Origin of the sequence: Candidatus Accumulibacter sp. ACC003 (assembly GCF_907163085.1) — a bacterium.
Classification (GTDB): domain Bacteria; phylum Pseudomonadota; class Gammaproteobacteria; order Burkholderiales; family Rhodocyclaceae; genus Accumulibacter.
The window spans coordinates 18,164-38,267 of the sequence record NZ_CAJQTX010000006.1 but is presented as its reverse complement, the minus strand read 5'-3'; the positions used below and the strand labels follow the sequence as shown (position 1 = coordinate 38,267).

The 20,104-nt window shown below is 62.9% G+C and carries 17 protein-coding genes, 1 tRNA gene and 2 pseudogenes; 16 read left to right on the top strand and 4 right to left on the bottom strand.

The window, feature by feature from the left end; translation table 11 throughout:
* Positions 1–51 precede the first annotated feature (51 nt).
* The 6 genes from QZ656_RS13395 to QZ656_RS13370 all read left to right on the top strand — a co-directional run bounded on the left by QZ656_RS13395 (position 52) and on the right by QZ656_RS13370 (position 6,573).
* Complete coding sequence (locus QZ656_RS13395) at positions 52–834, top strand: IclR family transcriptional regulator (protein WP_291993887.1); 783 nt, start codon at positions 52–54, stop codon at positions 832–834.
* Positions 835–942: 108 nt separating this feature from the next.
* On the top strand, positions 943–1,923 hold the full coding sequence (locus tag QZ656_RS13390) for a D-glycerate dehydrogenase (protein ID WP_291993886.1): 981 nt from the start codon (positions 943–945) through the stop codon (positions 1,921–1,923).
* On the top strand, positions 1,905–2,834 hold the full coding sequence (locus tag QZ656_RS13385) for an NAD(P)-dependent oxidoreductase (RefSeq protein WP_291994209.1): 930 nt from the start codon (positions 1,905–1,907) through the stop codon (positions 2,832–2,834). Before QZ656_RS13390 ends, QZ656_RS13385 begins: the two co-directional genes overlap by 19 nt.
* Positions 2,831–3,736 carry an NAD(P)-dependent oxidoreductase gene (locus tag QZ656_RS13380; protein ID WP_291993885.1) on the top strand — a complete coding sequence of 302 codons (906 nt, stop codon included), beginning with the start codon at positions 2,831–2,833 and terminating at the stop codon, positions 3,734–3,736. Before QZ656_RS13385 ends, QZ656_RS13380 begins: the two co-directional genes overlap by 4 nt.
* Before the next feature lie 339 nt (positions 3,737–4,075).
* Positions 4,076–4,723 (top strand): PEP-CTERM sorting domain-containing protein, encoded by a 648-nt coding sequence (locus QZ656_RS13375; protein WP_291993884.1) that lies wholly within the window; start codon positions 4,076–4,078, stop codon positions 4,721–4,723.
* 596 nt (positions 4,724–5,319) lie between these two features.
* On the top strand, positions 5,320–6,573 hold the full coding sequence (locus QZ656_RS13370; protein WP_291991552.1) for an IS4 family transposase: 1,254 nt from the start codon (positions 5,320–5,322) through the stop codon (positions 6,571–6,573).
* 19 nt (positions 6,574–6,592) lie between these two features.
* Here the strand turns inward: QZ656_RS13370 and QZ656_RS13365 are convergent.
* Positions 6,593–6,979 (bottom strand): annotated as a pseudogene (locus QZ656_RS13365) (PAS domain S-box protein); the annotation flags it as partial.
* A 1,057-nt stretch (positions 6,980–8,036) separates the two neighbouring features.
* Between QZ656_RS13365 and QZ656_RS13360 the strand changes: the two are divergent.
* Entirely contained in the window at positions 8,037–9,134 is a 1,098-nt protein-coding gene (locus tag QZ656_RS13360; protein WP_291991628.1) for an ISAs1 family transposase, read from the top strand.
* Positions 9,135–9,218: 84 nt separating this feature from the next.
* On the opposite strand, the gene QZ656_RS13355 is transcribed toward QZ656_RS13360, so the two are convergent.
* On the bottom strand, positions 9,219–9,563 hold the full coding sequence (locus QZ656_RS13355) for a cupin domain-containing protein (RefSeq protein ID WP_291993883.1): 345 nt from the start codon (positions 9,561–9,563) through the stop codon (positions 9,219–9,221).
* A 395-nt stretch (positions 9,564–9,958) separates the two neighbouring features.
* Between QZ656_RS13355 and QZ656_RS13350 the strand changes: the two genes are divergently transcribed.
* Positions 9,959–10,144, top strand: coding sequence for a hypothetical protein (locus QZ656_RS13350; protein ID WP_291993882.1), 186 nt, complete (start codon positions 9,959–9,961; stop codon positions 10,142–10,144).
* A gap of 884 nt (positions 10,145–11,028) precedes the next feature.
* On the opposite strand, the gene QZ656_RS13345 is transcribed toward QZ656_RS13350, so the two are convergent.
* Positions 11,029–11,664 carry a hypothetical protein gene (locus tag QZ656_RS13345; RefSeq protein ID WP_291994208.1) on the bottom strand — a complete coding sequence of 212 codons (636 nt, stop codon included), beginning with the start codon at positions 11,662–11,664 and terminating at the stop codon, positions 11,029–11,031.
* Positions 11,665–12,075: 411 nt separating this feature from the next.
* Between QZ656_RS13345 and QZ656_RS13340 the strand changes: the two are divergent.
* Positions 12,076–12,360: pseudogene (locus tag QZ656_RS13340) on the top strand (VapC toxin family PIN domain ribonuclease); the annotation flags it as partial.
* Positions 12,361–13,026: 666 nt separating this feature from the next.
* Here the strand turns inward: QZ656_RS13340 and QZ656_RS13335 are convergent.
* Positions 13,027–13,100 (bottom strand) — tRNA-Gly (locus QZ656_RS13335).
* A gap of 331 nt (positions 13,101–13,431) precedes the next feature.
* On the opposite strand from QZ656_RS13335, the gene QZ656_RS13330 reads away from it, so the two are divergent.
* From QZ656_RS13330 to glyQ, 7 genes are all read left to right on the top strand, one after another.
* A complete protein-coding gene (locus QZ656_RS13330) occupies positions 13,432–13,686 on the top strand; it encodes a hypothetical protein (protein ID WP_291993881.1) in 255 nt (84 codons plus the stop codon).
* A 15-nt stretch (positions 13,687–13,701) separates the two neighbouring features.
* Positions 13,702–15,069, top strand: coding sequence for a tRNA (N6-isopentenyl adenosine(37)-C2)-methylthiotransferase MiaB (gene miaB / locus QZ656_RS13325; protein ID WP_291993880.1), 1,368 nt, complete (start codon positions 13,702–13,704; stop codon positions 15,067–15,069).
* On the top strand, positions 15,066–16,070 hold the full coding sequence (locus tag QZ656_RS13320) for a PhoH family protein (RefSeq protein WP_291993879.1): 1,005 nt from the start codon (positions 15,066–15,068) through the stop codon (positions 16,068–16,070). Before miaB ends, QZ656_RS13320 begins: the two co-directional genes overlap by 4 nt.
* Positions 16,071–16,160: 90 nt before the next feature.
* Positions 16,161–16,628, top strand: a complete 468-nt coding sequence (gene ybeY, locus QZ656_RS13315) for an rRNA maturation RNase YbeY (protein ID WP_291993878.1) — start codon at positions 16,161–16,163, stop codon at positions 16,626–16,628.
* Positions 16,629–16,696: 68 nt separating this feature from the next.
* Entirely contained in the window at positions 16,697–17,560 is an 864-nt protein-coding gene (locus QZ656_RS13310; protein ID WP_291993877.1) for a transporter associated domain-containing protein, read from the top strand.
* Positions 17,553–19,082: an apolipoprotein N-acyltransferase gene (gene lnt, locus QZ656_RS13305; protein ID WP_291993876.1), complete on the top strand. Its 1,530-nt coding sequence runs from the start codon at positions 17,553–17,555 to the stop codon at positions 19,080–19,082. The genes QZ656_RS13310 and lnt overlap by 8 nt, the downstream gene beginning before the upstream one ends.
* A 116-nt stretch (positions 19,083–19,198) precedes the next feature.
* Positions 19,199–20,104 carry a glycine--tRNA ligase subunit alpha gene (glyQ, locus tag QZ656_RS13300; RefSeq protein WP_291993875.1) on the top strand — a complete coding sequence of 302 codons (906 nt, stop codon included), beginning with the start codon at positions 19,199–19,201 and terminating at the stop codon, positions 20,102–20,104.

Genomic DNA, 20,104 nt, shown 5'->3' with positions numbered 1-20,104 from the left:
GAGATCTACGACAGCGAGGTCAACTGGACAGTGCACACGGCGAACCGTGATTTGCCCAAGGCGGTAGTTCCATCGGTGCTCAAAGCGGCGCGCGTGCTTGACGAGATCGCCGCCTCGCGCGACGCGCTTAGCCTCGGCGAGATCGCCGCGCGTCTCGGACTGCCGAAGAGTTCAACGCTCAGTCTGTGCACCAGCCTGACGCTCTGCGGACTGCTGCAGCGTTTCGACAACGGTAGCTACCACCTCGGTACGCACCTGGTCGACCTGGCGCACGCGTACCTGGCGCGCACCGACCTCACCCAGGAATTCGGGCGTGCCTGGGATTCCCTGCACATCATGCCCGAGGAATCCGCCGTGCTGGCCGTCATGGACGGCAGCAACGTTGTCTATGTGGCGTGTCGAAATGGCAGTCAAGCGTTTGCCCTGACCTACCGCATCGGCATGCGGCTGCCCGCACACTCGACGGCGACCGGCAAAGCGCTGCTGAGCACGATGAGCGACGAGCGTATACGCCAGCTGTACCAGGGCCGGAAACTGGAGCGCCTGACGCCGAAAACGCTGACTTCCGTCGAGTCCTTGCTGGCCAACCTGGCAGTGGCACGGCAGCAGGACTTTGCGGTAGACGACGAGGAAACACGTGCCGGCATGTGCTGCTATGGCGCGCCGGTCTTTGACGCCAGCGGACACCAGGCTGTTGCGGCAGTCGCGCTGAGCATGATGAAGAGCAGCAGCACACCGTCCAGCGCAGACCGCGTCAGCCTCGCGGCAAGAACCGTCCACGAGTTGGCCAAGCTGATGTCGCGTCGCCTGGGCATGATTCCCGGAGCGAAATAAGCGTGCCATTTCAAGAGCATTCTGGCGATGCCGGTCGGGGTCGCGATGGCCGTGTGCGAAGACAGCGAAGAGCGGCGCAAGCACGATGACTGAAACGGAACCCTGCCGATGAAAACCAAAATACTCGTCTGTCGCGCCATTTTCCCGGCACTGGTCGAACGCCTGTCGACGCATTTCGACGTCGACTACAACGATCAAGACGCTGCGCTGCCCGCCGAGCAACTCGCCGCCCGCCTGGCCGACAAGGTCGCCGCCATTACGCTGCTCTCCGACCGTATCGACGCGGCGGTGCTGGCCAGAGCGCCGGCTCTCAAGGCGGTCTGCAACGTCGCCGTCGGCTACAACAACTTCGACCTCGAGGCGCTTACCGGCGCCGGTGTGATGGCCACCAATACGCCTGGCGTTCTCGACGACACCACCGCGGATACCGTCTGGGCGCTGCTCCTGGCGTCGGCACGGCGCGTCGTCGGCGCCGACAAATGGCTCCGCGCCGGCCAATGGCAAGGCTGGCAGTTCCACGACAACTGGTTCGGCAACGACGTTCACCACGCGACGCTGGGCATCCTCGGCATGGGCCGCATTGGCCAGGCCGTCGCCCGACGCGCGCTTGGCTTCGACATGCGAGTCGTCTACCACAATCGCCATCGCCTTGCCGACGACGCCGAACAAGCCTGCAATGCCACCTGGGTCAGCCGGGATGAGCTGCTGCGCGAAGCCGATTTCCTGGTCCTGCTGCTGCCCTACTCGCCGGCCACGCATCACCTCATTGGCGCCAGCGAACTGGCGGCGATGAAGCCGAGCGCGCACCTGATCAACGTCGCGCGCGGCGGCATCGTCGACGACGACGCCCTGATCGACGCGCTGCAGCAGCGGCGCATTGCCGGCGCCGGCCTCGACGTCTTCGAGAACGAACCGGCGCTCGACGGACGCTTCCTGACCCTCGATAATGCCGTGCTGACGCCACACATCGGATCGTCGACCTACGCCACGCGCCTCGGCATGGCATCGCTCGCCGCCGACAACCTGGTCGCGGCGCTCAGCGGCAAGCGCCCGCCCAATCTGCTCAACCCATCGACCTTCGCCGGTTAACGCCAAACCCCGGCAAGTCGGCACAGGAGACACGCATGCAAATCGGATTTATCGGACTCGGCCTGATGGGCCGCCCCATGGCGCTACACCTGGCCAAGGCCGGCCACACGCTGCACCTCTGGGCACGCCGCGCCGCCTCGCTCGAGCCTTTCTGCGACGTCGAAGCGAGAATGCATGATTCGCCCGCCGAGGTCGCCGAACACGCCGAAATCGTGTTCACGATTGTCGCCGACGCGCCCGACGTTAAGGCCTTGGCGCTGGGCGAAGCCGGCCTTGCCGAAGGCGCCAGAGCGGGATTGATCGTCGTCGACATGAGCACCATCAACCCCAACGCGGCGCGCGAAATCGGCGCCAGCCTGGCCGAAAAAGGCATCGAATTCGTCGATGCGCCGGTTTCCGGTGGCGAGGTCGGCGCGATCAACGCCGCCTTGACGATCATGGTCGGCGCCAAGCCGGAGGTATTCGAGAAGGTCAAGCCGCTGTTCGAGAAGATGGGCAAGTCGGTGACCTTGATCGGCGACATCGGCGCCGGCCAGGTTGCCAAGGCGTGCAACCAGATCCTCACCGGTGTCGGCGTCGTGGCCGTTGCCGAGGCCTTCAACTTCGCGGCCAGGAACGGCGTCGACGTGGCCAAGGTGCGCGAAGCGCTACTCGGTGGCTTCGCCTACTCGCGCATCCTCGAAAACCACGGCCAGCGGATGCTCGACCGCAACTTCAAACCGGGCTTCAAAGCCTGGATGCACCAGAAGGACCTGCGCATCGTCATGGAGGAAGCGCACCGCCTCGGCCTGATGCTGCCCGCCGCGGCTGCCACCGCACAACTGTTCAACGCCATCGTCGGCAGCGGCATGGGTGAGGACGACTCGGTCGCCGCGCTCAAGCTCCTCGAAAAACTGTCCACGCCGCAATGAAGCTGGGCTTGATCGGCGTCGGCGGCATGGGCCGGCCGATGGCCGAACGCCTGCTGGCGGCCGGCCATCAATTGACGGTCTGGAGCCGCCGCCCCGACGCCGCCGACGCGCTACTGGCGCTCGGCGCGCGCCGCGCGGCAAGCCTGCAGGAACTGGCCGCGTGCTGCGAGATGGTGTGCACCAACGTCACTGGCAGCGCCGACGTCGTCGGCCTGACGGCGCCGCTTCTCGAAGGCCTGGCGGCGGACGCCATTCACGTCGATTTCTCGACCATTGCGCCGTCCGTCGCCAGGGCCATCGCCGCAGCTTACGAAGCGCGTGCTCGCCATTTTGTCGATGCCCCGGTTTCCGGTGGCACCGCCGGCGCGCAAGCCGCGACGCTGGCCATCATGTGGGGCGGCAAGGCGGCGCTGGCAGAGCGGCTCGATCCGATCTTTCGCTGCCTCGGCAAGACCATCGTCCGCGTCGGTGACGCCGGCGCCGGGCAGGTCGCGAAAGCGTGCAACCAGCTGGTGATGGTTGCAGCCATCGAAGCCTGCGCCGAAGCAGCGCGTTTCGCAGAGGCGGCGGGAATCGATTTTGCGCGCGTGCGTACTGCGACTCTCGGCGGTTCGGCCGGCTCACGCGTGCTCGAGTTCTTTGGCGGCAAGATGGCGGCGCGCGACTTCGCCGCCGGCGTCGAGGCGCGCCTGCACCACAAGGACTTCGCCATGCTGATGGCCGAAGCGACGCGTCAGGCGGTGCCCTTGCCGGTCGCCAGCGCGGTGATGCAGCAACTCGACGCGCTGATCGCCGCCGGCTGGGGAACGCAGGACACCTCGCGGCTGCTCGCTGTTCTGGAGAGGAGCGGTGGAAGCCCGGTGGCGAGCAATAGCGGGCGTAGCGCGATCAATGAGGGCTAAGCATCGCCGTAGCTGACGGGCCAGCATGAACTCAGACGACAACGATCTCGACAGATACCGGACGTGATCAAGCTCGGAACGTCGCCGGCGCCGGGCCGATCATCGGCAGGGCTCGTCACGGCAAGGCACCTTTGCACCATCGGATTTTGCTACACTGGCCACCGACGGTGCGGCCATCGCGCGCAATAAATCATGGATTTGCATTTCGGATCGATTGTTGCTTAACTGACTTCATCGGCACTCTGGCGATGCCAGGGCACCGCAGGCGCTTGGCGCGAGGCGTTGAAGCTGGGTCGAATAGCACAGCGCAGGCCAAATAACTATTTTTTGGGGAAACTTATGAACCGAATCATCGGACTTCTGGCGTCTATGCTCTTGGTGACGAGCCTCGCGCCTCAGAACGCCAACGCTAGCTTGCTGCTCGATCTCGATCTCGATACCGGAGGCACGACGTTTTCCTGCACTGCCATTTCATGTGGAGCCAAGGGCATAACGTTTGGCTGGTCGTTCAAGGTGATCAAACAGATCACGATCGATGGCCTTGGCGTGTGGGACAGCAGCCCCGACGGCTTGGGCGGCACAGCGCTCACCCGTTTATGGAGGGCGGCGACCGAGACGCAACTCGCCAGCGTAGAGATCACCGATAAGAGCACAGCCGTCGCATCGGCAAGCAAGGACGGCCGGTGGCTGTTTGAAAACATCACGGCACTGACCTTGGCGCCAGACGACTACATGATCGGTACACTGTTCCTGCCATCGGGACTGATCGCGCAAATTGGTGCGCCCTACACGACCATCGCGGAAATCACGTTTGGCGGCGGCTTTCAATCAGGATTCGATTCCGGCCTTGCATTTCCTGCCGTCTCGTTAGATACGCCAGGCTTCGGTCCGACGATGCGCCAGGCGGCCGCTCCGGAACCCGCCAGCCTCGCCCTGCTGGGCTTGGCCTTGGTCGGTCTCGCCGCAGCGCGTCGACGAAATCACTAAGCGGTACCAACGTCACGAAAACCCCGCTTCGGCGGGGTTTTCGCGAGCACGGCCGGACCAAAACTGGCCCGATGAATTCACCCTAGTGGGTCGCGGCTACGCGAATGCCAGCACGGCACGACAAGGCCCCGCAGCATCTCTCGCTCTTGAAGAAAATCGTGCGCAAGCTGATTCCTCTGGACACGACCGACAAGAACAAAACCAGCTTGCACCTGAAGCAACGGTGTCCGGCTGCCTCATAGGTATGCCAACAACAATGGCCGCAACTGGGCCTCGTAGAGCGCCTGCGAGGCGGGTTTGTGAAAACAGTGCAACGGTGTCCGGCTTGAATTTTGGCCGAAGCAGGTAATCCACCACAAGGCGGCGTCGCAGTCGTGTTATACGCGGATAATTTGAGTATTTAATAGAAAAGCGGCAGGTTCGAAATCGACGTGCTCTATGGCGCGGATATTGAGGCGGCAAAAATATTTTTAAAATAATGCGAAAAACACTTGACAAAGGTTTGGCAAAATGCTCGCAATTTTGGCTGTATAAACAACAGCTTATTGGAGTGTCTTGTGGATACCGAACGATTAACTGCGGTCATGGATAGCCTCATGAACCAAACCGTCTTGGGTGAATTGTTGGCGCCGATGGCTCGTGCCTTGGCGCAGGTGCGCGGTACCGACGCGGTATCGCGAGTGTTGAGCATGGCGGATTTTATCGGCCTGGGGGTGCTGCGCCACCTGCAGGGCATGCGCACCCTGCGCGAGCAGGTGCAGTCGCTGCTGCATTGCGAGCCGGGGACGGCGCAGCGCGTCCCGCTGGCACGTTCCACCTGGTCGGACGCGCTGTCCTCGCGCCGCCGCCGCACGGTCTTGGAGGCGGCGATGCCGCCGTTGCTCACCGAGGCCCGGGCCGCGCTGCCGGATCGCCTGGCGCAATTCCCAGCCCTGCAAGGACGGCCGGTGTATGCAATGGATGGGACCTATCAGAGCGAAAGCGCCCACTACGGGCGGTGTACGCCCCGCCAGGGCGGGACGGACAATCCCAAGGGGCACGCGCTGTTGAGCTTCTACGACGTGCGCCTGGGTTGCCCCACCGACGTGCACGTCGACACCCGCAGTCGCCACGAAATCACTCTGTTGCGCGACTATGACCAATCCGCGCAGGCCATGACCCGTGACAAGGGCGCGCTGTGGCTGGTCGACCGCGCTTTCATCGACGCGACGTTTTGGGATGACCGGAAAAAGAGCTTGGGCGTGACCATGATCACGCGCATGAAAAGCAGCCTGTGCGTCGAGTCCACCGAGCCCTTAAAGATCGAGGATGTCCCGGCCAACGACGGGGTGCTCAACGATCTGCGCATCACCTTGCTCAGTTCCCGCCAACACTGGCGCCTGATCACCTTCCGCAGCCGACGAGGACATCTCGTGGAGTTTCTGACCAACGAGTTCGACCTCGCGCCCGGCGTCATCGCCTTCCTCTACTCCCGCCGCTGGGAGGAGGAGAAATGTTTCGACACATGGAAGAACGACTTCAGCCTCGCCAAGGCATGGGGCGCCAGTGTGGCGGCCATCGAGAATCAGGTCCGCCTGGCCGTTGTCACCAGCCTCTTGGTGGCCCTGCTGGTGCACTACAGAATGGGGCAGCACGGAATCGTGGACGAGAAGGCTTTGCGCAAGCAGGACCGGCGCCAGACCTCGGCGACCGACGGGACCGATCGCCCCGACTGGACTGCCCCGGTATTCCGCTACACCTCCAAGGTGAGCCGCCAAGTCCTGCGGTTTTTTAAGCACTGTTTTCACAAACCCGCCTCGCAGGCGCTCTACGAGGCCCAGTTGCGGCCATTGTTGTTGGCATACCTATGAGGCAGCCGGACACCGTTGCCTTGCGAATATAGGTTAGTTCGTAGATATCTTCGATGCCGCGCGAGGCTTTGAACAGCAATGCCTCGAAGCCCGGCGTTATCGAGCTATCGAGTTCGACGCTCAGGGCCTCGGCGCGCGATATCAATTCCAGCGGATCGGAAATGTCAGCGGGCGTGATCTTGTTCACCACGTCCGCCGCCGTGTAGCCCAGCATACGTTCCGCGCCAACGTTAAAAATCTGGATGACACCTTGAGCATCAGTCGCGATGCTTGAGAAGTTGGCACTGTTGAAAATCGCGCTCTGCAAAGCACCAGTCTTGAGCAGCGCTTCCTCGCGCTGGACTTCGGCGACAGACGCCGTCGCGTCAGCGGCAGGGGTAGAGGAATCGTGAATCGTCTTGGACATGGCAGACCTTTGTAGAGTCTCGAGCTGATGTTGCGGGTCGCGCGGCCGAGGGAGTAACAATCCTCGTAACCTGGCATAACTGCATATAAAGCCGCCAACTTGTCCAGGCCTTGCAGGCGGCGGCCAGACAAATATCGATCCAGAACCTGTCGGTAGCGGAACGATTGGCTGGTGTATCGAGGAAAACCGGTGCTCGACAGTAAGGGTTTTGCGCAACGTCAGTGTCGGCTGATCGCCACCTGTCGTTCCAAGTGCTCAGCATTGTTTCTTTGTATCTCCCGGTTTGCAGTGCGCCGACAATTGCATGCCCCACCAACTACTCCGCAATATTAAGTGCCTGCCCGGTGATTAATGGCCGGGACACATCATTCACCATAGCCAGCCATTTTTTTGCTTCCGGGTTACCATCGCCAAACTCACGCAACACCGACTCTGACACCAAAAATTCGTACTGGTTGCGGATTCCCATCAAGCAAGAACAATTTGCCGATGAGCCACCCCGAGAATGGGGTCGCCTGGGCGAGCCGCCAGGGTGCTTATGGCAACGATTAAAACGCAGACTCTACGCTTTCGAATTCGACTCTCTCTCAGAAGATTGTGGTCTGCCAATTATTATCTTGAGGTAAGCCAACGACAACATCGGCGCGGGCAATGCCATAGCCGCGTCGCGGAACTGGCGCCGGACCATGAGCGTATTTTCGCTGACGCTGTCAGGGTGCGCCTGCGCCCGAACAGCGTCCACCCTTGACATCGCCGCCCCTTCAAACCGCCAAAACCAGCGCCGTTCCACACGAAACGACACAGCTCCATATCTCGTCCGCTAACGATTCCAAACGGACATTCGAACGTTGCGGCTGATCGGCGCGCGGAGGAGGCGAAGCGGACCGAAGGCCAGGGCCTCCGCACTCGGATAGCATAGTGCTTGTTGTCATACTCGATCAGCGGAAAATCGTTAACATTCATGGGCTTATGACAACCACTTGTAAACCCTGTTGAAATCAGGTCTACTCTCGTCTTTTGGACGAACGAAATGACTGTGACGACGGGAGTGAGCCTGATGTGCTGCTTGAGGGAAGTGGACGACCCGCGCAGACCCAGCAACGGGACGCTGCATGACTTCCAGGAGATTTTGGTGATTGCCATGGCAGGGGTACTCTCGGATTGTGACACCATCGAAGACATCGCCTACTGGGGGCGCCGGAAAGAAAAATGGCTGCGTGAATTCCTGGTGCTCAAGAACGGGGTTCCCTCCACGGAGACGTTTCTGCGGGTGTTCCGAGCGCTTGACCCGAAGCAATTTGAGGTCGCGTTTCGCCGCTGGGTGGCCGGGGTGGTCGGCGCCTTGCGAGGCAGCGTCGCGTTCGATGGCAAGACGGTGCGAGGTTCCGGCAGTGGTGGCGAAACCGCGATTCACATGGTCAGCGCCTTCGCTACGGAATTGGGTATTGTCCTCGGCCAGGAAAAGGTCGCCAGCAAGAGTAATGAGATCACCGCCATCCCGGAACTCCTCAAGGCACTGTATATCAATGGGTTGCTGGTCACCATCGACGCCATGGGCTGCCAGAAAACTATTGCTCGGCAGATCACGGATCAAGGCGGTGACTACCTGCTGGCGGTCAAAGGCAACCAGCCGACGTTGCTGGAAGCCATCGAGACCGAGTTCATCGACCAGTATCAATCCGAGGCCGTTGATCGCCACCGTCAGGCCCGCAAGTCCCATGGTCGAATCGTCGGACAGATCGCCTCGGTCTTGCCTGCGCAAGGACTCGTTGATCTGGCCGATTGGCCGAAGTGCCAGACGATCGGCCTGGTCGACTCCCTGCGCAAGGTTGGCGACAAGGAATCGAACTTCGAGCGACGCTACTACATCAGTTCTCGTGCCTTGACCGCCGAAGAGCTGGCGGCCGCGGTGCGAGGCCATTGGGGCGTAGAAAACCGCCTTCACTGGGTGCTCGACGTCAGCTTTCGTGAAGATGCCAGCACTGTACGCAAGGACAACGCCCCACAGAACCTCTCCCTCTTGAAGAAAATCGTTCTCAACCTGATTCGTCTGGATACGACCGACAAGACTAAAGCCAGCTTACGCTTGAAGCGCAAAGGAGCTGCTTGGGATGACGATGTCCGGATGACGATGCTGGGCCTCACACCGCTATGACAGCGGAGTGCGGAGGCCCTGGACCGAAGGCCGATCTGTTGAGCCACCTCGTAGTCCGGACAGTGTTAGATGTCGGGCTTGGGCTTACTCTTGCCTGACTATATCGACCGAGATCTCCACTGCCGGAATCGTTCCTCTATTCTCAAGCCAGTGTGTGGTGTTCCTATCCTCGGGCCAGCCCACTCCCGGACCATAGTCCGTAGCGACGCCATTTCGATGGTCAGTGATGGTTCCTTGCAGTATGAAAACGGTGCCTGGTCTGTCTTTATGGTCGTGAATCGGCCCGAACACGCCTCCAGCCTCGATGGTTACCTTTCGCATTCGAAGTTGGCGGCCTGCCATGCCTTCTATTTCAGGACCAAGATCAACCGTGGCAAGTAACGTCACCGTGACGCCCTTCGTCTCAGGTGCCACCTGTACGTTGCTCATCGCGCTCTCCTTTCTGTGCTTCCAGAACCTGAAAGTTATTGGACGAATCGGCTCCGAATATTGTTGCAATAGTCCAGGCGGATTCGCACGCAGGTGTTTTCGCGAACGGCATGGCCTTGATTAGCGATTAACCTCACCAAGGGGCCTGGCTGACGTTCATTGCTAATCAAATCGCCTTTTCTTTCGATGCGTCTTGAAAAAATAGCTTGGCTTGAAGCGATGGGAATGAACGGCAGCTTGAGGCACACTGGCTTTGCGGCTGCTTCTGGCCGAAAGCTGCAATTCCGTGATGGTACAACGAAGCCGATCTCGGCACGCAATCGCCACCGACTGTCAGGCGGCCACTTCGGCCGAACGGCGCACGCAAGAACGCGCTTTCAGGATGCTCGTCCGGCGTGATGCGCAAAAGTGCGGCCGTCGCCGCCGGCCATCGCTGGTCAGTGGCCCGCCTTTTCGCCGCGCTCGCGGCTTATTCGCTGGCCAGGGACTTCGGCAGGAGCGCCGGGCTCGCGGCCTTGACGGCAGCGATGGCTGGTCGCAGCAGCCGCAAGGCGAAGCAGTGCCCGGTCACCACTTCCTGAGCGCTGCGCAAGCCTCGGCGCTCGGCACACAAGCTTCCGAGCTGCGGGCGCAAGGCTCCGACCTTCGACGGCAAGCTTGCGATCCTTGGCCGCCAGCATGAAAGCCCTGGTGTGCAAACCGCGAAACCTGGCGCGCAAAGCTTCGAGGCTCGATGCCGATGATGGAGAACATCAAACGCGAGCTTCTCGACCTTGCGCGCGAGGTCTTGAGCTGCACGCGCAAGGATCAAAGCTTCACCGCGCAAGCCGCGCTGCTGTGCGCGTCGAGCAAAAAGGCTTGCGGGCGAGGCTTTTTTTCTCGCGCGCGACGTTCAAAGCCTTGCCGGGACACTTCGCCGCTGCGGCGGTCGAGCAAAAAGCTTCGCCGCTGCGGTCGTGTCGCTGATGCCCGCGTACAAAAGCCTGGCGCGAAGGGCGAAAAGCCTTGCCGGAAGGGCGGAAAGCCTTGCCCATCGAGCAAAGGAACTCGCGCGTGCAGTTCGTCGGCGTGCAGTCGTGCCAGCGAAGCCGGTGCGCAAGAGGCAACAGGACGCTGCGGCACGAAGGTCCTGCGCCGCTGAGCGAGGAGTGCATCGGGCGGGAAGCGCGCCGCAAGGTCTTGTCGGGAAGCGCGCGCGTTTGGGATCGATTTCGCCGAATTCAGCGCGCCAGGCCGGATCGGCAAAAGGGGGTGGGTAAGCGGCGACAGAGAACGCTGGTCAGCGGCGGGTAACAGCTCAGAATTCCAGCACACAGACGAGGCGAAGCGGCGTCAAACAGCGGCAGCAGAGGATTGGCTCTCTGCTGGGCCTCGCACCGCAAGCCACAGTCGATAGAGCTTCAGCACCCGACAATTGCCGCGTCGGCGATGAGTTGTTCAGCTCCCGGGCGAGCAAGCCAAGGGCTTATTTCTCAGCAAAGCAATAGAACAGTCCGTCGCCACCCGTCGGACGCACTTTTTCCTGGCTGCAGCCAAGCGTTGGGTGCGCCGAATTCCACGAGACAGCCCAGGCCGCGTCGAGCGGACCGGCGCGATCAAAATGGCCGGTCATCGCGGCACCATCGGGCGTGCTCTTCGTCCAGTTGCCGCAAGTCATGTCGGCAAACGAGGCGCCCGGAAAAGCCGTTCCGTCGGGTCGCGAACCGGTCAGGATGTCGTGCTTGTTGGGTTTCTCGGTGCGGCTATTGACCGGCTCACCCTTTTCGTCGAGCGCCGTCTGCTTGCTCAACTCGCTGTTGGCCGAATGCAGGTCGTCGACGCTCCACGCGATCACTTCGCCCCTGGCGTTCTGCCAGGGGCCTGCGCCGATCCGGTCGCGCGCATTAACAAAGTTGCTGTCGGCCAGCTTTGCTGCCTGGGTGCTCAGGTAGGCGTGCCAGGTACGATCACCGGCACCCGCCGCCCGTGCCAGCGCTTGACAGTGCTGGTCGGCGCCCTCGAGGCCACCCAGATCGCCACCTTTGCCGGAGCCAACGCTGGTCACAAAAAACGTCATTTCCTTTGGACCTGACTGCAGGCTTGCGCAGCCAGCCAGGCCCATCACGGCGGCCGCAAGCAGCGACGCCCTTCTCACTGTTGACTGCATCGCACTCTCCTTTTGGCTCTCGCCAGTTTGATAAAAACGACCGTGGTATAGCGGCGACAGGAGCCACTTGCAGGGCACGGCTTGCCGGGCTGGTTTTTTCGCTGTGCTGGGCGACAGCGGCGGACACCGGTGGCCGTTGCCGGCACGCCGGCTTTCTCAAGAACAGAATCATAAGGCCAGCCCAGTGGATACTAGCCAACGTGAACTGATCGCGCAACGCAGGAACGTGATGCCGCACGAACGACATTGGGCCGCGAGATCGCCCTCACGAACGAGAATTTCGCGGTCTTCGACCAGCAGGGCGACAGGATGCCGGCCGCTGCGCTTTGAACGATCGTTCTCGATACCCAGGTCGGTTCCGATCCGATGCCGCCAGAGCCGCATCCGGCCATGCCAGCCTGGCTGAATCATCAAGTCGCTGAAAGGCTGTAGCTGTCCAGCGTGGCGCTGGCAGAGTTCCTGTTTGGCATCGCGGCGCTCACAGCCGGCAAGCGCACGTACGCGTTGACAGCAGCCCTTGACGGTCCGAAGGGACTATTCAGGGATCGGCTGCTGCCATTCGACATCGCCGCGGGACGGCGCTATGGCGAACTGGCCGTGAAGGCCAAGGCCGGCGGGCGACGATTCCCAACCCGTGACGGCTACATCGCCAACGCCAGGAGAAAGATCACTGGATTGCCACGTCGGCTGCACCTCCTCGCCATGACGTGCGCGCCAGGCGCATCGCGATGAAATTTGGCGCTGGTGTCGTGCTGCATTCTTGAGGAGACCTTCAGCAATCCTGAAAGCAAGGCCATACCGAAAGCTTGTGGTCGCTGAAACTGGCCTCCGCCAAAGCTTGCGGCCACCCTTCAAGGGAAAGCGTCCAAGCGTCCCACTCGGCGGGCGTTGCCGGGCGCCACGGCCGACACGCGGCGCGCGCCCACACCGTCATTGCGAGGAGGCAAAGCCGACGCGGCAATCCAGCTCCATCCTCTGATTGACCCGCGGGCCAGGCAGATCGCGAGGAAATCGCTGGCGCTTGCTCGCCATGAAGCCCGCACCGACTTGTTACTGGATTCTTGACAGGACAGGGCGTCAGCTACGCCAAAACCAACGCCGAACGCTTGCGCTCAGTGGCCTCGTAGCGTGCAACACCACACTGGCCGACAACCGGCCGCAGACGTGCGGGAAGTGCCATGCGAATAGTGTAGGTGCCGCTGGGGAGGCGATAGAGACCGGGGTTCCCCAGCCTGTGAACCACCTTGCCGCCGCCTTGCCCGGCATCTCGCGAACGGCAACGCGAGCTTCAATGACATCAGCGGAACAAGCGGAAGGTGGAGCGGGCGAAGGGAATCGAACCCTCGGCTCTAGCTTGGGAAGCTAGGGTATTACCATTATACGACGCCCGCAAAGGCCGCCATTCTACGACGCTTGTACGCTTCTCCACAACGTCCGCTTGCGCCACCGTAGGCAACAGACCGTCGCCGCGACTGGCCAGCCAGGCAGCGACGGCGCGCTTCCCGACATACGCCACACTGATATTTGTCCGGTGCGCCGGGCTGCCCGCCGGCTTGACGACGCGGCCGCTGGCCGCAAGTTGAGCTGACAGCGGCGCGTTGGCGTGTCTATAATGCGCCGATGGACATCCCGGCCGCTCTCCTGTACACGATTCTCAGCAGCATTGCCCAGTCGGCAATGGCGCCAGCGCCTGACCCGTGGCTCTTGAACGAGCCGGCGGCAATGGCCCGCCTGCTGCCGGCAGAAGCGAAGCAGGGTGTCATGCTGCCGCCCGCAGGCGACGGCTTTGTCGTCATCGACGAGCAGCGCTGGCCACTGGCGCCAACGGCGCAAATCCGCAGCCGGCAAAACCTGATCGTGGTGCCGATGCAAATCCAGAACCCCGTGGAAGTCGTTTATCTCCCCAACGCGTCGGGCGCGATCAATCGCGTCTGGATGCTGACGTCGAGCGAAGCCTCGGCGCCGCGCGCACGCTAAACCAACAAGTAAAACATGGCCAAAAAACTGTTCATCCGCACCTTCGGGTGCCAGATGAACGAGTACGACTCGGACAAGATGGCCGACGTACTCGCTGCATCGGAAGAAATCGTCAAGACCGACACCCCCGACGACGCCGACATCATCCTCTTCAACACCTGCTCGGTGCGCGAGAAGGCCCAGGAGCGCGTCTTTCACGACCTCGGTCGCGTGCGCCTGCTGAAGCGCGCCAATCCCGACCTGATCATCGGCGTCGGCGGTTGCGTGGCGAGCCAGGAGGGCGCAGCGATCGTCGCCCGCGCGCCTTATGTGGACGTCGTCTTCGGGCCGCAAACGCTGCATCGCCTGCCGCAGCTGATCGCCGACCGGCGTCGCCTGGGCAAGTCGCAGGTCGACATTTCCTTCCCCGAGATCGAGAAATTCGACAAGCTGCCGCCGGCGAGCGTCGATGGCGCGGCCGCTTTCGTCTCGATCATGGAAGGCTGCAGCAAGTTCTGTTCGTTCTGCATCGTCCCCTATACGCGTGGCGAGGAAGTCTCGCGACCCTTCGACGACGTGTTGACCGAGGTCGCTGGTCTGGCCGCGCAGGGCGTCGCCGAGGTCACGCTGCTCGGCCAGAACGTCAATGCCTACCGCGGCGCGATGAGCGGCAAGGGGCAGGCGCAGCCCGGCGAGGAAAGCGCCGATCTGGCGTTGTTGATCGAGTACATCGCCGAGATTCCGGGAATCGAACGGATCCGCTACACGACTTCGCATCCGCGCGAGGTGACACAGCGCCTGATCGACGTCTATGCCAGCGTTCCGAAACTGGTTTCGCACCTGCATCTACCGGTGCAGTCGGGTTCCGACCGCGTGCTGGCGGCGATGAAGCGCGGCTATACGGCGCTCGAATACAAGAGTCTGGTGCGCAAGCTGCGGGTGGCGCGTCCCGATCTGTCGCTGTCGTCGGATTTCATCGTCGGCTTTCCCGGCGAAACCGCCGACGATTTCGAGAAGACCATGAAGCTGATCGACGACCTCGCCTTCGACGCGTCGTTTTCGTTCATCTACAGCGCACGGCCCGGCACCCCGGCCGCCGAACTCGCCGACGAGACGCCGCCAGCGGTCAAGCTCGAACGCCTGCAGCGTCTGCAGAAGCGCATCGACGAGCTGGCGCAAGCGGTTTCGGCGGCGATGGTCGGCAGCGTCCAGCGGGTGCTCGTCGAAGGCGTTTCGCGCAAGGACGACAAGGAACTGGCCGGCCGCACCGATAACAACCGGGTGGTCAATTTTGCCGTCACCGCGGGCGACCCGGCGGCCTGGCTCAATCGCTTCGTCGAGGTCCGCATCAGCTCGGCAATGCCGCATTCGCTGCGCGGCGAACTCGTCGGCGACGCCGCATGAGCGCCGCCGCGCCAGCGGCCAAGAGCCGCGCCATCGAGTTGTTGCTGTCGCCGGTCAATAACCGGCATCTGGCCAATCTGTGCGGCGCCCTCGACGAGAATCTGCGCCAGATCGAAACCGCACTCGACGTCTCGATCGCCCGCCGCGGCGAGCGCTTCACCCTACGCGGTGAAATCGCCCAGACGACGCGCGCGTCGGAAGCGCTGCAGCAGTTCTACGCGCAGGCCAAGAACGCGCTGTCGGTCGACGAGATCCAGCTCGGGCTGATCGAGATTGTCAACCGGCCGCTACGCCACGTCTCTTCCGGCCCCGGCGTCTCGCCGGCCCTGATGACGCGCAAGAGCGAACTGCACGGCCGCACGCCGCGCCAGATCGAATACCTCAAGCATATCCAGGAACACGACATCACCTTCGGCACGGGCCCGGCGGGTACCGGCAAGACGTATCTGGCGGTCGCTTCGGCGGTCGACGCCTTCGAGCGCGAACTGGTGAAACGCATCGTCCTGACGCGGCCGGCGGTCGAGGCCGGCGAACGCCTGGGCTTTCTGCCTGGCGACCTGGCGCAGAAGGTCGATCCGTATCTGCGGCCGCTGTACGACGCGCTCTACGACCTGATGGGCTTCGAGCGCGTCGGCAAGCTGTTTGAACGCGGCGCGATCGAGATCGCGCCGCTGGCGTACATGCGCGGCCGTACCCTGAACCATGCGTTCATCATCCTCGACGAGGCGCAGAACACGACGCCCGAACAAATGAAGATGTTCCTGACGCGCATCGGCATCGGCGCCAAGGCGGTGGTCACCGGCGACGTCACGCAGATCGACCTGCAACGCGGCCAGAAGAGCGGCCTGATCGAGGCGCGCGTGATCCTCAAGGACGTTCGCGGCATCGCCTTCACCGAGTTCCTCAAGGAAGACGTCGTCCGCCATCCGCTGGTGGCGCGCATCGTCTCGGCGTACGAGGCGCATACCGCGGCGCTGGAAGCACTCGAAGCCAAACGCTGATGACCATCAACAGAAGCCCTCTGATCATGAAAGTGATGAGCGTTCCGCGCTTTTACGACGCTCGTCCTCGATAAAAAGGCAGCAAACCACATGCCCAAAGAAACCGAACACCTCGACGTCGACGTGCAATACGCCGGCAAACGCCACGAGCTGCCGCGCAAGCGGCAAGTCCGCGCCTGGGTGCGCGCGGCGGCGGCAGTCAACGGCGAACGCGGCGGGCGAATCACCGTGCGCTTCGTCGGCAAGCGCGAAGGGCGACGACTGAACCGCGAGTATCGCGGCCAGGAAGACGCCACCAACGTCCTGTCCTTCCCCTACGCGCTTGAACCGCTGCTTTGCGGTGACCTGGTACTGTGCACGCCGGTGCTGGTGCGCGAGGCTGCCGAGCAGGACAAGTCGCTGACGGCGCATTGCGCGCATCTGATCGTCCATGGCGTCCTGCATCTGCAGGCTTACGACCACGAGACCGGCGAGCAGGAAGCGACCGAGATGGAGGGCCTGGAACGTCGCGTCCTGGCGGCCCTGGGATACCCTGACCCGTACCGCGGCGAGGACTGAAACGTCAGCGGCGCTGAGCGACGGCGCTGGCCTCGTCGCCGCTGACGCCTCAATCCTCGAAACTGATCATGGCCACGCACACCAGCAACAAGACCATCCCCAACCCCAGCGCCAACCCGGGCTTTTTTGAACGCCTTTCGGCGCTGCTCGTTCGCGAACCCGAAGACCGTGAGCAGCTGATGAAGCTCTTGCAGTCGGCGCACCAGCGCAAACTGCTCGACGCCGACGCCTTGCGCATCACCGAGGGCGCGCTCGCCGCTTCGGAAGTCACCGCGCGCGAGGTGATGGTGCCGCGCCCGCTGATGGAAGTCGTAGACGTCAAGGACTCATTCGCGGCGGTCATCGCGCAAGTGAATCTCACGGCACACTCGCGCTTTCCGATCATCGACGGCAGTCGCGACAACGTCGTCGGCATCCTGCTGGCCAAGGATCTGCTACGCGTACAGCGCGACGATGATTTCACGCTCCGCGACTGGGTACGGCCGGCGGTGTTCATCCCGGAATTCAAACGCCTCGACGGCCTGCTGCGCGAGCTGCGCGTGTCGCGCAATCACATGGCGATGGTTATCGACGAATACGCCGGCATCGCCGGGCTGATCACCATCGAGGACGTGCTCGAACAGATCGTCGGCGAGATCGAGGATGAATACGACTTTGACGAGACCGACGGCAACATCGAGCTTGACCACAGCGGTCTTTACCGGGTCAAGGCGCAAACGGCTATAGGCGAATTCAACAGCGCCTTCGCAACACACTTCAGCGACGAGAAGTGCGCCACGGTCGGCGGCCTGATCTTGCGCGAACTCGGTCGCGTGCCGCTGTTCAACGAAACGATCTGCATCGAAGACACTCCGTTCCAGGTCTTGCGCGCCGACGGTCGGCGGATCTATACCCTGCTCGTCCCCGGCTCGCCAGATATCACTGATGCCTAGGAAAGCCCTGCACTGGCGCGTCTTCGGCGCGCTGCTGCTCGGCGCCGCGGGCGTCTTCGCCTTTGCCCCTTTCGCCTGCTTTCCGGTCAATTGGCTGACGCTCGGCGGCCTCTACGCGCTGCTCTGCGCCGAGGCCGACGGCGCGCGGCGCGCGCGCTGCGGTGCGCTGATCGGCGCGGCTTTCGCTTTCGGCCTGTTTCTCGCTGGCGTCTCGTGGGTCTACGTCAGCCTCAGCGTCTTTGGTGGCATGCCGGCGCCGCTGGCCGGCCTGGCGACGCTACTGTTCTGCGTCGTGCTGAGCATTTTCCCGGCGCTCGTCGGCGCGCTGTTCGTACGCCTGGCGAGCATCGGCCGGCTGCCGCGGGTGCTGCTCTTCGCCGCCCTGTGGGTGCTCGCCGAGTGGGCGCGCTCGTGGGTCTTTACGGGTTTTCCGTGGCTCGCCGCCGGCTACTCGCAAGTCCCGCCCAGCCCGCTCGCCGGCTACGCGCCGCTGCTCGGCGTCTATGGCGTTTCGCTGGCGTCGGCGCTGGTCGGCGCGCTGCTGTTCGAGATCGCGCGGCGCTGGCGCTCGCCGCCGGCACCCGGCTCGGCCGGCCGGCAAAGCCGCTGGCTGACGCTGCCACTGCTGCTAATCGTGCTGACGATAGCTGGCGGCGCCGCGCTCCAGGAACGGCGCTGGACGCAGAAAGAGGGCGAAACCCTGCGCGTCGCGCTGCTGCAGGGCAATGTGCCGCAGGAGATTAAATGGCGCCCCGAGCGCTTTGTCGATTCGCTGCGCACCTACTACCGCCTGGCGCAGGAAAACCCGGCACGGCTGACGGTCCTCCCGGAAACCGCGCTGCCGGCGTTTCTCGACCAGGTTCCCGCGGCGTATCTCGACGAGTTGCGGAAACTTGCGCGGCGCCAGGAAGGCGAGCTGTTGCTGGGAATCGCCGTCGCCGAAGGCCGCCGCTACTTCAACTCCGCAGTGACTCTCGGCGTCGCGGAATCGCAGCGTTACAGCAAGCGCCACCTGGTTCCTTTCGGCGAGTTCGTACCACCCGGCTTCGCCTGGTTCATGGCCATGGCCAACATCCCGATGTCGGATTTCACGGCCGGCTCGCCCGGGCAGGCGCCGCTCGATCTGGTCGGCCAGAAAGTGGCAGTAAACATCTGCTACGAGGACGCCTTCGGCGAGGAGATTATCGACGCACTGCCGGCCGCGACGCTGCTCGTCAATATCTCCAACGTCGCCTGGTTCGGCGACTCGCTGGCGCCCGCGCAACACCTGCAGATTGCCCAGATGCGCGCGCTTGAAAGCGGCCGGATGATGCTGCGCGCGACCAACACCGGCATGACGGCGATCATCGACGTCGACGGCCGCGTACGCTCACGGTTGCCGCCATTCACCCGCGGCGCGCTGGTCGACGAGGTGCAGGGCTACGCCGGGGCGACACCGTACGTTCGCTGGGGCAACTGGCCGGTGATTGCGATGGCCTTGCTGCTGGTCCTGCTGTCGATCGGCAAACGCCAGCGGCGCTGAGGCGCCCGGCGCAGCTGGCGACGCCACCGCCAAGGCCGCGAAGCGGCTTGAACGCGGTTCTTGTCCGGCCAGAAAACAAGTAAAATCGCGCTTTCGCTTCGCTCCGAAACTCTCCCATGCCAACGTTTCAACAAGTCATTCTGCGTCTCCAGGAGTTCTGGGACCAACAGGGCTGCGCGCTATTGCAGCCTTACGACATCGAAGTCGGTGCCGGCACCTTTCACACCGCGACCTTTCTCAGAGCGATCGGCCCGGAACCGTGGAACGCGGCTTATGTACAACCGTCGCGCCGCCCCAAGGACGGTCGCTACGGCGAGAATCCGAACCGCATGCAGCATTACTACCAGTACCAGGTGGTCATGAAGCCGTCGCCGGCCAATATCCAGGACCTCTATCTCGAATCCTTGCGCGCGCTCGGCATCGATACCGCGCAGCACGATGTGCGCTTCGTCGAGGACGACTGGGAAAGCCCGACGCTGGGCGCCTGGGGACTCGGCTGGGAAGTCTGGCTGGACGGCATGGAAGTAACCCAGTTCACGTATTTCCAGGAAGTTGGCTCGCTGCCATGCCGGCCGGTGCTCGGCGAAATCACCTACGGTATCGAACGCCTGGCGATGTACCTGCAGGGCGTCGAAAACGTCTTCGACCTGGTGTGGGCCGAAGGACCGGGCTACCGGGTGACCTACGGCGACGTCTTTCATCAAAACGAAGTCGAGCAGTCGAAGTACAACTTCGAACTGGCCAACGTCGACATGCTGTTCCGCCACTTCGGCGAGTACGAGTCCGAAGCGCTGCGACTGATCGCCGCCGGCCTGCCGCTACCCGGTTACGAGATGGTCATGAAGTGCTCGCATACGTTCAATCTGCTCGACGCCCGCGGCGCCATCTCGGTGACCGAACGCGCGGCCTACATTGGCCGCGTCCGCGCGCTGGCGCGCGAAGTCGCGCAGGCTTATCACGATTCCCGGCAGGCGCTCGGTTTCCCGATGTGCAAGACCACCGCTGGCGCCGAGGGGCAATGA